This window comes from Brevibacillus sp. AG, assembly GCF_028369215.1.
Taxonomy (GTDB): domain Bacteria; phylum Bacillota; class Bacilli; order Brevibacillales; family Brevibacillaceae; genus Brevibacillus; species Brevibacillus porteri.
In genome coordinates this window covers 214008-229826 of sequence record NZ_JAQMYO010000001.1, presented here as the reverse complement: position 1 = coordinate 229826, position 15819 = coordinate 214008, and the positions used below count along the sequence as shown (strand labels likewise).

Annotated in this window: 8 protein-coding genes; 3 read left to right on the top strand and 5 right to left on the bottom strand. The window is 49.8% G+C overall.

Translation table 11 applies throughout. From position 1 onward, the window contains the following. Positions 1-146: 146 nt before the first annotated feature. Positions 147-299 carry an SH3 domain-containing protein gene (locus tag POF51_RS00945; protein ID WP_170831547.1) on the bottom strand — a complete coding sequence of 51 codons (153 nt, stop codon included), beginning with the start codon at positions 297-299 and terminating at the stop codon, positions 147-149. 351 nt (positions 300-650) lie between these two features. Here POF51_RS00945 and POF51_RS00940 point away from each other — a divergent pair, with 351 nt between their 5' ends. The 3 genes from POF51_RS00940 (at position 651) to POF51_RS00930 (ending at position 10267) form a co-directional block, all read left to right on the top strand. Then, a complete protein-coding gene (locus POF51_RS00940; RefSeq protein ID WP_069844859.1) occupies positions 651-1868 on the top strand; it encodes a hemopexin repeat-containing protein in 1218 nt (405 codons plus the stop codon). 174 nt (positions 1869-2042) lie between these two features. Next, on the top strand, positions 2043-7367 hold the full coding sequence (locus POF51_RS00935; protein WP_271753304.1) for a hypothetical protein: 5325 nt from the start codon (positions 2043-2045) through the stop codon (positions 7365-7367). After that, on the top strand, positions 7364-10267 hold the full coding sequence (locus tag POF51_RS00930; protein ID WP_069844857.1) for a hypothetical protein: 2904 nt from the start codon (positions 7364-7366) through the stop codon (positions 10265-10267). The genes POF51_RS00935 and POF51_RS00930 overlap by 4 nt, the downstream gene beginning before the upstream one ends. 549 nt (positions 10268-10816) lie before the next feature. Here the strand turns inward: POF51_RS00930 and POF51_RS00925 are convergent. From POF51_RS00925 to POF51_RS00910, 4 genes are all read right to left on the bottom strand, one after another. Next, positions 10817-12511, bottom strand: coding sequence for a YcdB/YcdC domain-containing protein (locus POF51_RS00925; protein WP_271753302.1), 1695 nt, complete (start codon positions 12509-12511; stop codon positions 10817-10819). Between the two features lie 269 nt (positions 12512-12780). Continuing rightward, positions 12781-13446: a DUF1266 domain-containing protein gene (locus POF51_RS00920; protein WP_069844854.1), complete on the bottom strand. Its 666-nt coding sequence runs from the start codon at positions 13444-13446 to the stop codon at positions 12781-12783. A 13-nt stretch (positions 13447-13459) separates the two neighbouring features. Further along, positions 13460-15316, bottom strand: coding sequence for a J domain-containing protein (locus tag POF51_RS00915; protein ID WP_069844853.1), 1857 nt, complete (start codon positions 15314-15316; stop codon positions 13460-13462). Further along, on the bottom strand, positions 15316-15543 hold the full coding sequence (locus POF51_RS00910; protein WP_211434889.1) for a hypothetical protein: 228 nt from the start codon (positions 15541-15543) through the stop codon (positions 15316-15318). The genes POF51_RS00915 and POF51_RS00910 overlap by 1 nt, the downstream gene beginning before the upstream one ends. Between the last annotated feature and the right edge of the window lie 276 nt (positions 15544-15819).

Below are 15819 nucleotides of genomic sequence, written 5' to 3'. Positions count from 1 at the left end.
TTTATCATTCGTATTTGTTTTAATTTTGAGAATAGTATATCTCTTGCAAGAAATCACTTCAATACCTCTTAGAAAATGTAGTTTTTGCTTCATTTTGGTGGATAACGAAAAGGGACCCCCACAGTTGGAAGGCCCCTTTCTCGGCTTTATCGTTCCGTGCTGAGACATTCATTTGGAATCCAGCCGCATTCCCCGGTGCTCTCTAATTCGCACCAGCTCCATCCATTCAACTCATGTAGAAAGACTACGCGATCACCAGCGTCCACGTTTAGCTCTTTTGCTGTATAAGCGGCGGTCAAATCAGGTCCCCCCCTCCAGATGCATTACCTTGGCGGGTATTTTTCTGCCTAATTCATTTGACTTAGATGTTGCCATTTTCTCTCTCATAATTAAAGAGTTTAGAAATGCTAGTACAGACGGAGTTTCTATCACTCTACAGTAATAGGGTCTAATTAAATCCAAATAAAGTTCCGTTATTTGCATATTAAGATTTTAAAAGGGAACAATCCATAGGGAAAATTAAACAATATTTTACTCGTAACCTCATAATAAAGAGGCATATTTGGGTTAGTAAGCCGTTTTTACTTTATAAAATGAAGTACATGATTGCAAAGCTAATGGCTGTTATCAATAAAAAAGGTGGAAAAACTATGGGAACAAAGGTTTATTTCTTTGCTAGGGATAAATACGTACGCTACGATCGAGGTGATGACATGGTGGACGACGGCTACAACCCACCCTTGTGCATCGCTGATTACTGGCAGGGTATGAAGGAGGTTGGCTTTGATAAGGATCTGGATACTGCAATAAACTGGGGTGACGGAAAGGTTTACTTCTTCAAGAAGGACAAGTATGTTCGTTACGACATCGCTATGGACAAGGTGGACGACGGCTACAACCCACCCTTGTCGATCGCTGATTACTGGCACGGTATGAAGGAGGTTGGCTTTGATAAGGATCTGGATACCGCAATAAACTGGGGTAACGGTAAGGTTTACTTCTTCAAGAAGGACAAGTATGTTCGTTACGATATCGCTATGGACAAGGTGGACGACGGCTACAATCCCCCCTTGTCGATCGCTGATTACTGGCACGGTATGAAGGAGGTTGGCTTTGATAAGGATCTGGATACCGCAATAAACTGGGGTGACGGTAAGGTTTACTTCTTTAAGAAGGACAAGTATGTTCGTTACGACATCGCTATGGACAAGGTGGACGACGGCTACAACCCACCCTTGTCGATCGCTGATTACTGGCCTGGTATGAAAGAGTCAGGTATTGTGGCTGACCTGGGGCCGGCGTTCGATCTGCTCGATTTGAGTCACGAGATCTGGGTTCCGGGAGCCGAAAAGCGACCAAGACAACCCGTCGGGCCGAAGTACAAGCCTATGCCTTGGCGTGGGGTGCTGCACACGACAGAGGGAGATAACCTTTCCGGTGCAGAGGGGGAATTTGACTCCAAAAGAATCTGGCCACATCTTGTCATAGACCCGAAGACTCTGAAGATAGTCCAGTATATTCCATTGAACGTCGGGGCGAGGTCAATGGGAGACGCAGGTGGCACTCTGGCGTCTAACTCGGCCCATTGCGTGCAGATCGAAATCGTCGGTCGGGCGAAAGATTCCCCAAATCTTCCCCCTGAACATTTGGCGTTCATTCGTGAGGTAATGAGACAGGTTGATGACTTGGTGCCAATTCCAAGGAGATCGGGCCGAACTTTCCTGAATGAAGCGGGAGTGAACGCCAACCCGGGAAACCGAATGTCGGTTCAAGAATGGACGGTCTTCTCCGGCTGGTGTGGTCACCAACATGTGCCCGGTCAAAACCATTGGGACCCGGGTGCGATTGACATTGATTCCCTTCTGTAGACCTGAATTCCACGTTTCTAACAATTGGTGAAGACAACCAACAGATCGTAAAATTAAGCATACCTGCGCTGTTTCGCCTTGTTATTCCTGGCACCAGAAGTAGTCCCCGTCCTAGTCTTGGCGGGTGCCAAGCTCTTTCTCAAAGATTCTACCTTCTTACTAAGGAGGATTGAAATGTCCGTTCCAACTTTGCTGGATGTAATAAAGACGCGTTTTGGCGTTGAAATTGACCCAGACTCCAATAGAGGTCAGATCCTGAACAGCCTTCGTCCTAGACCGCCCTTTAATGACCAGATGTTCACTGGCAAGGTAGATGTAACCCCACTGACCTTGACAGTTACGGACGATGGTGTCAGTGTTCATGCCGCTCAGACCACTGATGCTCTGGTATTTACTTTGCCTGTGGGTCCTCTGGACTTCACGCTGGTTCCACCCGACGCCACTCATGCAGAGCCGAAAGTGGAGTTGAAGCTGCTATCATTTACTGTGCCTCTTCCCTATTTACGCCCCGCACAAGTCAAGCTTGACGGAACTTTACAGGAGTCAACCGGTCAAGTTGAACTGCATTTCCCCGACCTTCTACTTGTGATTACTGGCAGCAGAGCAAAGCTCGCCCCCTCCCACAATGCCACAGAAGCGCAGGAAGTGACGATGACGCCCCCCTTTGCACTTTTCGGCCCCCGTAGTACTACTGTGTTAGGGTTCGGCTTTGATCGGGCGATTCTTAAGATTGATGGTCCAGGTGAGCCGGAGATATTTGTCCCTACCGTCGAAATCTATGTTTCGCCTCCCGGTATCCCCGCTTTGGCGATGCACGGTGGCGGCCACGATCTCCACTTGGGCCTGAGCGGAGGCGGTCTGTCTGGCGACTTCCGCCTAGGACTTGCCGATGGCGCTCACACACAGGCACGCCCGCGATTTCTTCACAACATGGCGATTCATCTGCGCCTCAATCGCAATTCGGTCACCTTGTTCGAACTAACTGGCCAGATTGACCTGCCGGGCGAGTTGAGAGCCCTTGTCGGTCTGCAGGAAGATCCCTCTGAGTTGATTGATTACGTGCTGAGCTTAACCCTCGATGGTGGTTGGAAGGCGGCACTCACCTTGAACGCCAACGGTAATCGAAACTACCTCTGGCGCACGCAGCGTCCTGTCCCAAACCCGGCTGCGCAAGACCTGCCCCGAGATACACTGGGAGCGTATGCCGTTTTCAGTCCGCTACTGATCCCTAACCTTCCGGGTGCAGGAAGCAGCGGCTACGTAGACCTGGGACTCAGCGCAGGAGCAGCGAGTGCGCTTGCGACCAGCCAGTCGGTCAGCACCCAGTCGGTTACTCTGTATGGCTGCGAGTTGGTTGTCAAACAGCCGGTAGGAGCCCCCACCGAGGCGTTCTTGTTCTTTGACCTGGAAACCGAGCTGCATTTTAAAATGAAAGTCGGTTCCACGAAGCTACTGGCAACCCGCCGGCCGCTTAAGGTGCGTCAAAGGGCAATCGGCCTGCGACTCGACTTCGGACCCGGCGGAGGCACACCTCAACTAAAGCCGGTCTTTGACCCGACGAAGGGGTTCAGCCTCGACCTAAGCGATCCTGGTTTATTGGAGGTGCCAGCTCCACTGGGTGACATTATCCAGCCAGAAGGAGCTCGAATGGCACGCGAGAACCCGCTCAACTTTGAGATCGACCTGGTGCTCAAGGCAGACCTTGGTGTGGTGACGGTCGACCGTGCCAGTGTTCGTATTCCGATCGACTCGCTCGCCCTTCCCACGTTGACCGCACTTGGCGCTCATATCAACGTACCCGGCGCTTTGTCGGGTAGTGGCTACCTTAAGCTGCTGCCGGATGGCGGTTTTGAAGGGAGCCTGGATACGGCAGTTACTCCCCCGTTTGGAGTGCGCGTTGCAGCCGGGTTGAAAATTGAGAACGCTAGAGACATCTCATCGAGTCAAAAGCTCACCGCCGTGCTGGCCAAGTTAGGTGTCGAATTGCCGGTGCCCATCCCATTAGCAAACTCGGGTATGGGCCTATTTGGAATGCTTGGCATGTTCGGCATGCATTTCCAGCGCAATCAGCTTCCCTCACAAACTGCGCTGAATTGGTTCGTGGATAGCGCCCAAGGCGATGCAACGAACATTCATGCTTGGAAAGCTAGTGCAAACGCTTGGGCGCTGGGCTTAGGAGCAGTAATCGGTAGCGTCGAGGGAGGGTTTCTGACCCACGCCAAGGGGATGGCCGTTATCGAGCTCCCTGGCCCGGGCTTACTACTGGTAATGAACGCCGACATTCTAAAAGGGCGCCCTGCTACGCGAGGTCCCGAAACCGGTAAATTTCTTGCGGTCATCGATATTCGGCCAGATAAGTCTCTTACGATGGGAATCGTCGTTGACTACAGCATCAAGCCGCTGCTAGAATTCCGCGTTCCCGTCGAGGCCTACTTTGATTTCATACAGTCAGAGAACTGGCACTTGGATGTTGGCGGTATCCCACCACGTTTACCTGCTTCGGTTAAGTTCCTAAAGGAAATGCGGGCCGATGGTTATCTGCTTATCCACGGTAATGGTATTCTAGACTTTCCGCTCGGCCCGTTGCATGGTTTTTCTTTGGCTGCCGGCATCCGTGCTGCATTCACCTGGGGTCCAGAGGAGATCGGATTGTATCTTAAAATCGCCGCTCAGGCAGACGTAGGCATCAGCTTTAAACCCTTCTTGGTTATGGGTAAAATGTCGCTCCGTGGTGAACTGCACTTGTTCATCGTCAGTATTGAAGCTTCGGCTTCGGCTGAGGTGATTATCAGCCCAACAGGGTACTTCATAGGCGCAGAAGTGTGCGGTTCTGTTGATTTCTTTTTTTTCGATGTAAAGGGCTGCGTCAAGCTAGAGCTGGGCGATCGGCCGGGTACACCGGAGCCTGAACCGCTGCTGCGGGCGCTGTCACTTCACAGCCGCTCCCCTGCTCTACTGACCGGTTCTGCTGTCGACCGTCCAGTGGATGGGAGCCTGGGGAACGCCGCTCATTTCAACGGTAATTGGGTTGGGGAGTTACCCATTGTACCTGTTGATGTCATCCCGGTGTTGCAAATGGAAATGCGACCATGCATCGATCCAACGTGCAAGTTCTTTAGTCAGGCGATTGATTCCAAACTACCGCCGAATGGATGGGTGCGACGCGGTGAGCGTTTTTATCGCTACACACTCAAGTCGATCCAGCTCATCGGCACGGACGTCAATGGTGCTCAACTGAATCCCGTCATAGACGAAGGGGAAACACCCATCGTTTGGTGGGATCGGTCCAGCAAGCCAAGTGGTGGCGACGATAATGAGGTGCAGTTGGCCCTGTTAAGCTGGATTCCCGACGCAACGCCGGCCGCTGCCGAGCGCACCACCAGCCTTGACCTGCGGATCAAGAATCGCTGGGGCAACGTGTGCATGGAGGTAGCCCCTCCGACCAAAATTCTCTGGACGTTCCGACAGGCTCCGGGCGGAACGTCGGCGTCCGGATGGAGATTGCAAGGCCTTGCGTGTCCTGACTCACCTGGGACGTTCCGCAGCACGCCGCCGGAGACCCACCTGCAAGTGACGGAGCCATGGCGCTCGGGTGACCTTCTTGCCGACGGAATGACTCTTGTCGATCCTGCCTTCGTATGTGCCAGGCAGGGGAAGCCCGACCGACTGTTGGTCGCCCCACATACGGGAATACGTTTGCTCCCTGCCATTGACGATGATCAACAGTTCGCTCATTTATTGCAAACATTGCGGCCTGGGAAACTCAACGCCCTCGCCGACGCCATTCGCCTGAACAGCGACGAATTGCGAACAGTCCGTGTACTGCTCTTTGTCCACCCTGCAGTATGGGAAAACGGGCTGCTGCTTTTGCAATCATTGGATGCAGCAGGCAACACAACTGGTTTCAAGCAAGTCATCCGCCCTGGCACAAGCCACGTGATAGCCGACCTGAGCGAATTACCCTCAGAATGGAAAGATACCAATCGTCCCTGGAAGCCATTAACAGAAGGGGTTTGCAACTTTTGGTTCCAGAGCTTATCAATGATTGCAGAGCGGGCTAAGCTGGTATTCTATGAAACTGATTTACCGAAGGGTACGACGCAGATCGAGATTGGCCTCACGAACGATTTTAGTGACTGTGGCTCGAAGGAGGAATTGGGTTTTTGCCCGAACTGGGGTTTACTGATCATCGAGGGGCAGCTCGAGTCCGAATTCTTACGTTTTAGCTATGACAACGAAGCTCGTAATCAGAATATCAATGTTGTGAATGGGGCACTTGGAGCAGATCAGGGCAAGCGAGCCCTTCTTCGTCCTAACGCCATTTATACGGTTGATCTGACTTATGATGTAGAATGGACGGACAGTGACGGTAATGGCAATCCAAAGGTAGGCGAGATCCAGGAACTGATTGGGAAAAGGCAGCAGTTTCGCTTCAAGACTGACACGAAGCCACCCGAGCGACTCGATCCATGGGTGTTGGCGACTGATCCTGGACCGGCAGAGAATTTCTTCTTTTATGGCGACCCACTTCGAGTTGTATTTGCCACAAATGCGACACGTAAGCTATTCAAGTCTTACAATCAGGAACTATTCGCTGTGGTCAAGGCAGCCTCCGGCAATCACCCGCAGGCGACGCCGGGTTTTTTTGATGCTTCGGTAGTCAAACTGGGAGATAGTTTATTACCCCCGGTAGGATTTGCGGCAGCTGCCATGACGCCATTTGAAAGTGCTCTACGCGAAGTCCTAGCCGGACAACCCTGCTTAAACGACGCTCACCAAACCGTTGCTCACGAGCTAGTTACACTGAAGATGAAACTAGAGCCGCTAACCGACTATATTCTCGACCTTGAAGCGCGGCCTTCTGCCACCGCACCTTCGTACCCCATGTTCCGGCGACATTTCAGCACTTCGCGATACGAGAGTATGGAGGCGCTGGCGGCCGCCGTTAACAATACACAAGTGCAGCACCGCCGCATCGCAAATGTTGCGTCGCTAGAGGCACTCGCCGCTCAGAATCCGGGATCGTCGGTCTTACAGGTAAGCGATCAGGATATCGAAAAATCGTTACGGAGTGCACACTGGGGTGATCTTGCTCGGCCGAAGCTCCCCCGCCTGACGGTGATCTGGAAAGACGGTGTGGGAGGCGCGCCATCACAGCCCTTTGCTCTACTGATAGAGACCACCGAACCGTTATGGCGCTGGCGTGATGTGCCGCAAGAAGTGATTGATCAGCACGGTACGCGCCGATACCAACAGCAACCCTGTGCTTGGTTAGACGTATTCGAGACATCAGCCAGCATGCGTCTCGTATCTCGTTTCGTCCATTCTAGTGGCGGGGGTCGTGCACTGGTCGTACTTAATCCATCGTCAGGTGGGGGAACGCTATCTCTGACTCTGCGCCGCACCCATCATACTCTGTTCGAAGGAAATACTGCCGTCAAAACAGCTGTGCTGAAGACGGTCAGCCTGGCAATGGCCCCCTGGGAGGATCAATCATGAGCACGCGTTGGGTTTTACCCCATTTGTTTAAAGTACAGTCAGCAAGAATACATTGGAGCGATGAGTATACTCGTCTACGATACGAAGGCGCCGTCCTACAGACCGGAATGGATGAAGCTCCCCTCCAATTTCGTTGGTTACTGCACCCTGTCCTTGGCCTCCCCCGACAGCCCTTCATCCTGTGGAGGAATCGTCATCCAGGCGGCAACCTGAGCACCCAGGAATTGGCGAACATCCCTGGCTGGCAACCACTCGAAGTCATTGGCCTTCCGGTCGACGATTCGTGGTACGATACTGGTTACGACCTAAATGATCAAGGGCCGATTCAGAATCCACTGCCCCCGATCCAAGCAGCCCTTCAACGTCTACAGCTGGGTGCGCCTCGAATCGGCTGGACCCGGTTGAATGTGAACAACTTCTCGCTACCCGATTGGGAGCCATCCAACCTGGAAGCTTACCTTGAAGATTTGCTTAAAACCCGGCTACTGCGCGGTATCCAAGCAATGCTCCGCGACTTGCCAAATGGGCGTGAACATGAAAAGTACGTAGTAATAGAGAAGGATGAGTCTAACCCTGGGCGGGTAAACCCGCGCTTGCTTCTTCCTCAGTGCCGGGTTGTGGCTGGGCTTAATCAACCCGCCCGTAGTGAATGGCACCCACTTGGGCTTCTGTTGGTGGGAGCCGGAACGGACCCGTTGGCAGCCTTGGCATTGGGCTTTGGCACCGCGCGAAGCAATGACGGTGAAACCGACGATCTCTTCATGGTTTCGGTGCGCCACCAAATGCAGGTTGAGGATCAGGAGTATGAATTCGAATTGGCCGATGTTGTCACCGTAAACCAGCAATTACCCGTACCAGAGTCGCCAACTGGCCTATCCGCCCGCATTATTGGGCACAATCGGCCGCAAAAACTTGATGGTCCAGCGCTAGAAACCGTCGGCGTCAGTTGGGATCGGTCCGAGAATCCTAACTACTCTTTCCTACCGCCGAACAACACGGGTCTCTCGGTCACTTACGCTGTTGGGCGTTTTGGCCCTCATTTCCCTCAATCGGAGATCCTGTTGACCAGACGTGCCGAACCTGTGAGAGGTTGGCTCCCGTTCGTTGCCAGCAAGCCAGATACAGCTCGTCCCGTGATCTTTGCCGATCACATCGTGCGCTCGACCTTTAGTGACTCTCAATTGACTGCTAGCCCACGCGGCTTGCATTGCGCCTATGTGGTCGCCGCTCAAGATATTTTTGGCCGCTGGAGTCATTGGACCGCGTTTGAATTCCAGGGGCCAGATGAGCCACCTCAAACGCCCTCGATTCTTTCAGTCAAATCAGATCCGTCCGGTGCGTTCATGGTCGATTTTTCCTGGGATTGGTCCGATCGCAGTCCAGAATTCATCGAGTTGATCGGCACTTACGAAGACACTCCCGACAGTCGGCTGTTCACAACCCGTTTGGAATTTGGTGGCTATGAAGAACCTAAGCCTAGTGGTTTTGAGGTCATCCCCCTCGACTCCAAACGAAATCCTGCCGCTGGCTGGGGCGGAGCGCAGGATCGAGATCCGTTGGAGCCGGAGGTTCGCTTCTACAGATTGATCGTTTCGATCCCCATCCATTTCGCCGGAAAACGTAGTCGGTTCTTCCAGGTTCAGGCTCGAGGCCAGTGTCACATTCATCACATTGCAATCCCAGACTGGAACGTAAGCCCCTTCTGCCAAGCGGTAGGAACACAAATTTATGACACTACGCCGCCCCCTCTCCCGACCGTGCCGGAAGAGCCGCAGTGGGCCAGCTTGTCCGACATCGCAGGTGTGAACCGTGTGCTGTTAAGGTGGTCTGGTGACGTAAATGTCGCGGGATATGTACTATACGAAGCAACCGAAACAACCCTCCTTGCCGCGCTTGGTCTACCAGGACCAGATACCACTAAGCCCTTCACTGAGCGGCTAGCGGTATTGCGTGCTGCCAATCTTACTGCACTGCGTGGCGCTTTCCGGCGAGTACGAAAGGAGTTGATCCCTCGTACTGAGCCTGAGACGGTTTACGAGATGGCACTTCCTCGAGGTAGCACAGTGATGCACTTCTACGCTGTGACGGCGATGAGCCATAACCAGGTGGAATCTTGTTGGCCGGATAATAGCAAAAAGTTTATTGCCGTAGCCGCTCCACGTCTAGCCGTGCCGGTAGCACCATCGTTGGAAGTGTCACCGCTACCAGAGTCAGCGCAAGCATTAGTCAACTTACGCATAAAGCTTGGTTACGGCGTTCCCATGGACAAAATCGAACTCTACCGAGTCGCTAACGATAAACTAGCGACCAACGTTGATACCATGGGTCCTCCAATTGCCACTCTCAATGTTACAGGTACCGAAATTAGCTTCACCGATGATACACTCACTCCCGGGTGGCGGCGTGTCTGGTATCGTGCCGTGGCCTGGTCGGCATGTGACGATCAACGCGGAGTGATTGAGGCTCGCTCGCCAGCCTCTTCGGCTGTATCCGTACTGCTGCCGCCTAACAATCCGCCCGAAGTCATTGATCTGAAAGTCAATGAACCCGGTTCGAGTAGCTCCGAAGTATTGGTTAGTTGGACTAGTCATGCACCTGTAGCTGTCACGCCTTTGGGTCCTCACAACATTGTACTTGAGACACGTGATGCGGCAGGTTCGACGATTACCCGCATTGAAGGACACCTCGACGCATTGACTGCTGTTGACAATCGAAATGACCTACCGCACGCTATCCCGGGCGGTTCAGCTATCGTTCGTGTTGGGGATGCGGATAGTTATCGCATCTACGCATGGTTAACCCGCCCGGCCGTCGATCAGCCCTTCAGCGTTACTGTTAAGATAATTGACCCGTTGCGGCGCATCCGCAGCGTTTCGGCCGATGTGCCACCTCTCTCTTAGCGCAGCAAGCAAGGACGAGAATTAACCCTCCTCTTACAAGACCAAATAATACTGCATCAAATCCCGGCGATTCTCCGCCCTCATGACAAGTCTACACAGGTTGGGCAGAATAATGATGTGGATCTCCGCTCCTCTCCTCCCATCTTGCTCCTTACGACGACTGTGGAAATGAAGGCTTGTCATGTTCACGGTTCTATCGATATCACCTACAACCTTATCACCCATAAATAAGGGGGCGTAGCCTTTATGTGGCTAGCCCCTTCAACTGTGACCCATTTTTATGCATATCTCCGCTGTACCCCGTAATTAGCTATGGTACCGCCAGCAAAACGCGAAAAAACCACGTTAACGACCGCTAAGGTCTCACAGTACAATATCGGCACTATGTTGGCGGTCGCCCAAATAGCCCTTGGCGGCTTTGGACGCTGCTTTGGACGCTGCCTTGTTCGCCAGCCCCTGTTCGGGACTTTCCCCCTTGAGACTACGCCCATGCTAGGCTCACCAAAAACAGCCGATATTGCTGTGAGAGCAAATCGGCTGTTACGTCATTTATTGGCGGGACACCTTGACGAGCTCCCCTGTCGAAGCATCGATAAAGCTATAGCCATTCTTCCATTTGCGCTGATAGACCAACTGCGGTTCGGGAGCTCTTTGACCATCAAACTGCTCCCACACGTAGACCAGCTCCAGCTCAATTTCTTGTTGGATCGTTTCTTTTGCTTCTGCTGCACTTACAATCTTCTTGGAATCTGGAAGGGTAATGCCCGGGTTGAGAGGGTGGAGGTTTAACTCTGTAATCGTACCCGTTGCCTTGTCTACCCCCACCATATAAGACTCGTCAGATACTTCGATTCCGTTGCGTTTTACGAGGAAAGTGAATGAATACTCTTTATCCTCTTCCTTATCCAGCTTGTTCTTGTCTACCCACTCCGGAACATCTGCTTCAGGAGTCTCTACGATAAGCGATAGCTCCGTTAACGCCGGGTCAAGATAAGGTACGAGTGCTGCGATCGCTTTTTTCTTCGCTTCCTCTACACTGATTTTCTGCTCTGTTTTTCGTTGGTCTGGCAAAATCAGATTGAAGCCGATGAGCCGATCACTCTGTTCATCTGTCGTGAGGCTCACCAACTCAAATGCAGGCGTACCTTTATTTGAATCGTTCATCCAACGATAGGATTCGATTGTCTGAAGTCCTTCTAAAAGATTGTCCTTGTGATCATCGTATTCAAAGGTCGCACCTGAAACATCAATACCAAACTGTGTTTTCAGCCATTTCTCTCCTTGTTCGCGGGAAGCTATTTTGATGCTTTTCCCTTCTCCTTTTACACGAACACCCTCCCCTGCCAGTTCGGCTTCTTCCCCTATGACTTTGCCGGTTAGAGCATCGATCCAACCAATGGTATTCAGTTGATAAATAAGCATTGGTTTCTTTTCTGCCGGTTTTCCATTTTGAGCATAGGAAATCGGCTGCTCCGATACGTATACCAGGTCCATCTTAAGCTTGTCCTTATAGATTTTGCTTGCTTCCTCAAGTGTTATCGCTTTTTTCGGATCAGGCCAGTTCACTTTGCTAGGATCGATGAAATCATACGCTTCATAACCAATAATATGGCCAGCATAATCAACGAATACGGAGATAGAATTGTTGGACAGAGGGAGGTCATTGATAATAGAGTGGAATTTCACGGTAGAGTGAGCCCACTCCAGCTTGTTGCCTTTCCCGTCACCTGATCCTGCTTTTCCTCTGCCGAGTTTTTGTTCGGCTTTCAACTGTTTTGCTTCCGTACGGAATAATTCCTCGATAAAAGTTGCAGCCTTGTCTCTGGCAAGCTTTTCTTCCGGATAATCGGCTGAAGCCCATGCTGGATTTTGGATATCCATGGAAAGCAGTCGGCCCGTATGCGCATCCAGCTCAAGGCTAACGGATGAGTATGCGTCATACTCTTTTTTTTCGTCTGTTTTTGGCATGTTGGTGAAGTGCAAGCTCCAGATCGGTGACGGATAACCGCGAAAGCTGTCTTCCTCATAATGTTTATCAATTAGCCGATACCCTTTCAACTCTGGAATCGTCTCAAATAGCTTGTCCAGAGAATTCTGAACATCTTGGGAATAATCATTTTTTTGAGACTCTGCCTTTTTCACATCGCTTGCTGCTTGTACCGTTGGTTGATGGGTAGTCCATGCAGGTGCAGAGGCAAGTAAGCACGCCGCTATAACCGTCATCATGGATGGATTTAGTTTCATTGGGCACCTCCAAATAGTGTTCAGATTTGCGGATAAGTTCGGTTTGACCTTACCACTGGTAAGACGGAGGGGCAATTATTTGTGTCACATATTATTCCAGTATTTTAAGATAATCCCATACCTCTATTGAAAAACACGCCCTCGTGTTAAACGACGAGGACGTGTTGGTAACCACTCTATGTTGTGAACATTTGTTTGGCTTACTCAAAATCAAGCCAGCCCTTCATCTTCTTGATACGATTGAGGACTGCTATTTCACGAAGGTCAGATCATTCATTACTGTTGAGAGCTACATTCCAATCAACTTGACGCATGGGACTGTGCCTAGAGGCGAGCAGCTTGGTGTAGAAACCTCGATTTTCTTTAGCAGTTTGGAAAGACGTATCCGGAATTAAAAAATCAATTCCTGCCACAAAACCGGCAATATATTCACTCCATCCGGAATACGCTTGTTGTGCCAGTCTTGCAGCACTCAACATATATTCGATTGCCTGATCCTTTTGCAAGTAACCCAGTTTCAAACCAGCTCTGGATAAAAGGATACACCAAGCATAGTCATGAGCAGCAATCCCCTCTGAAGGTAGACATCTCGAATAGTAATCGACAAGAATCAACTGAGATTTCGATTGATGGTCCTCGGGTAACGCTTGAATGTATGCCGTTCGTTCTGATTCGGAAAAAGTAAATAAGAAATGACGGAGACGATTGAATTCTTCCCTCTTCCCTTCCGATATGAGCCATTTTATTGTATCAATTAGTGCGTTCTTATCTGTAATCTGTTTTTCCTTAAGAAGAAATAGGCACGTTCGTCTACTTAAATTTTCATGATATAACGCATGATAGTAGGCTCCACTTTTGCTAAAGCAAACAGACGAAAGAGCTCGCAGAAATAATCTGTGACCCTTCTGATTATATGTAAGAACGGTGGGTGCCATCGGTTCCTCCTTATTAGAATCGGACCGTTTTGTAGGTTCTGACAAACAGTCGAAGCAAAAATGCATAGAGAACTAGTAACAATACGGAATAAATCACTGCTTTAACGGGAACTTCATTAGTGACATTATGTACAACAATTAGTTTATCGACAACAAATTTGGAATCTTTGTATTTGGATCCAAAGTCTGTAATCTGTAAAACTTCCCATACATACTCAGGTAACTCTTGCGGCATTTTCACGATTGTTCCTGGCGAATCAATGAAATTACTTTTTTGTATCTGCACTGCTTGATTGGCATCTGAGACCAATAAAACGATTGATGAGTTATCAATCTTAGCAACATAAAACCATCCTGTGGAGAGAATGCTTCGAGCCCAATTACGTTGCTTACTATAGGAAGAATTATATCGAGTACTGATAGCACCGGTTTGGGCTTTTGCTTGATACTCTGTTATTCCTAGAAAATGAACACTGGGAAGCTTTAATTGGGCGATATCAGAATAATCCAGTTGATTCAGCACCTCAGTGGAAGATAGTTCTACAGGATGAATCATATTTTTTAGATAGGAGATAGGTGTTAATTCGGTATCATTGATGGAAGAATTAGATAACAAAACATGTAGAAAAAGAATTAAGGATAGAGTGAATACGACACCTACTTTGGGCAACTGCATCCAAAACAGTTTCACACTGCCAAAAAAATTTGGCTTCCCAAGCTTTTTATACAATCTCTTTATGACTGATCTTCTGGTGAAAAAGGGCCTCCGCTTGGCCCGCTCCACCATCTCAGAACGGATATGTGCAAGGCTGGTTATGGCATCAATATCATTTGGAAAACTCTCCAATATCTTCAAGTAGTTCTCCTCTGCCTTCTCTAACTCACCAAGTTGAATGAGGCATTTCCCCAACAGACGCAGGGTACCCATATTGGCAGGCATACTTGAGAGGATGTACAGACATTCGTCTTTTGCTTCTACGAATTGATGGGTTTCATACCATATCCGAGATCGAATCAGATACCAATCGATGTCATCTGGATAAATTCGGATCCCGTGTTCCATTGCAGCAAGAGCAGACTCCTTTTCACCCATTCGAAGGAAGTATTCACCCTGTAGCCGAAGCAAGTCAGGATCATCTGAATACATCGCATATGCTTCATCAAGCGATTGACCTGCCAGTTCCAGATTGTTTTCCTTAAGTGCCTGATATGCCGTCTCCCGCTTGTTCAGAAACACATCGTAGTCTAAATCGGCTGCATGCTGTATAAAGGTATAACGAAGAGCAGGTTCATCCAATTGTCCACAATAAAAATGGTAAAACTCTTCGGTGAAATGCTCCATTCGATCATCCGGATCTTCTGTTGCTAGTTCACGCCAACGAAAACAGTATTCGATGAATTCCCAAACTCTTTTAGGGAGAAACCGATGTTCATGCAAGAAATCCAATAATGTTACTTCTACTATTTCTTTGAGCCTTACATTCCAGACAATATCGTTATTTAAAAGCTTTGACCATTGTTCATGCCTGATACGGGAAGAGAAATCAGAATACAGCTCTTCAACTTGTTCCATGAATTCATCTACTGGGTCAATCTCTTCTAGTCGGTCTATAGTTTCAACTGTTAGCTCGACTGTGTTGGGAGGATTGGGCCAGATATGGATGTTGTTTTCATCGCTGAACGACGGGCCAGTTTCTTTGATGTCTCCCTTTTTCGCAGCCTTCACTGCATGGTCATATGCTTCTCTTAGCCTTTGATAGCCTTCCGGATCATCCTCTGGGTGGTGAACCTTCAGTTTTTTGGAGTAGGCTTTTTTAATCGATTGAATATCTTCTGTGGGTTCAATCCCCAGTACTTCCCACACACCCATTAGTAGTCGAACCGCCCTTCTACATGATCCAGTTGTTTTTTAAACGCTAAAGTTGCCTTTTTTATCAGTTGCTGCTCTTGTGTGGCTAACACAGCTTCGAACTTTTCCAGTAAATATGCAATTTCTGTGCGTTTGTCCAAAAGGGATTCTTCATACATCCGTTCACCCCGAGCAAGCAACAGTCTATTTTCGGCCCTGTCACACCGATGGATTTTGATATCTCTCAATTCGTTAAGGCCACTTGACGCGGATTGGCAAGGTGTCGCAGTTTGGCGATCATGATAAGATTTTCCCGCGACGTTCGCCCCGATCAGCGTGACGACTTCGCCTTGACTAACTTCCAGCGAGATGCCCTTGAGCGCGTGAACATTTGGGAGAGACGGGAATCTTCAGGAGAGTGGCACGTCATCCCTGAGAAAGCGAATGAAACCGGCTTCCTTATTGGAAGATTGATCATGGAGACGGTTATACCATATTTAGGGATAAGGCGTAAATGTTTTTTT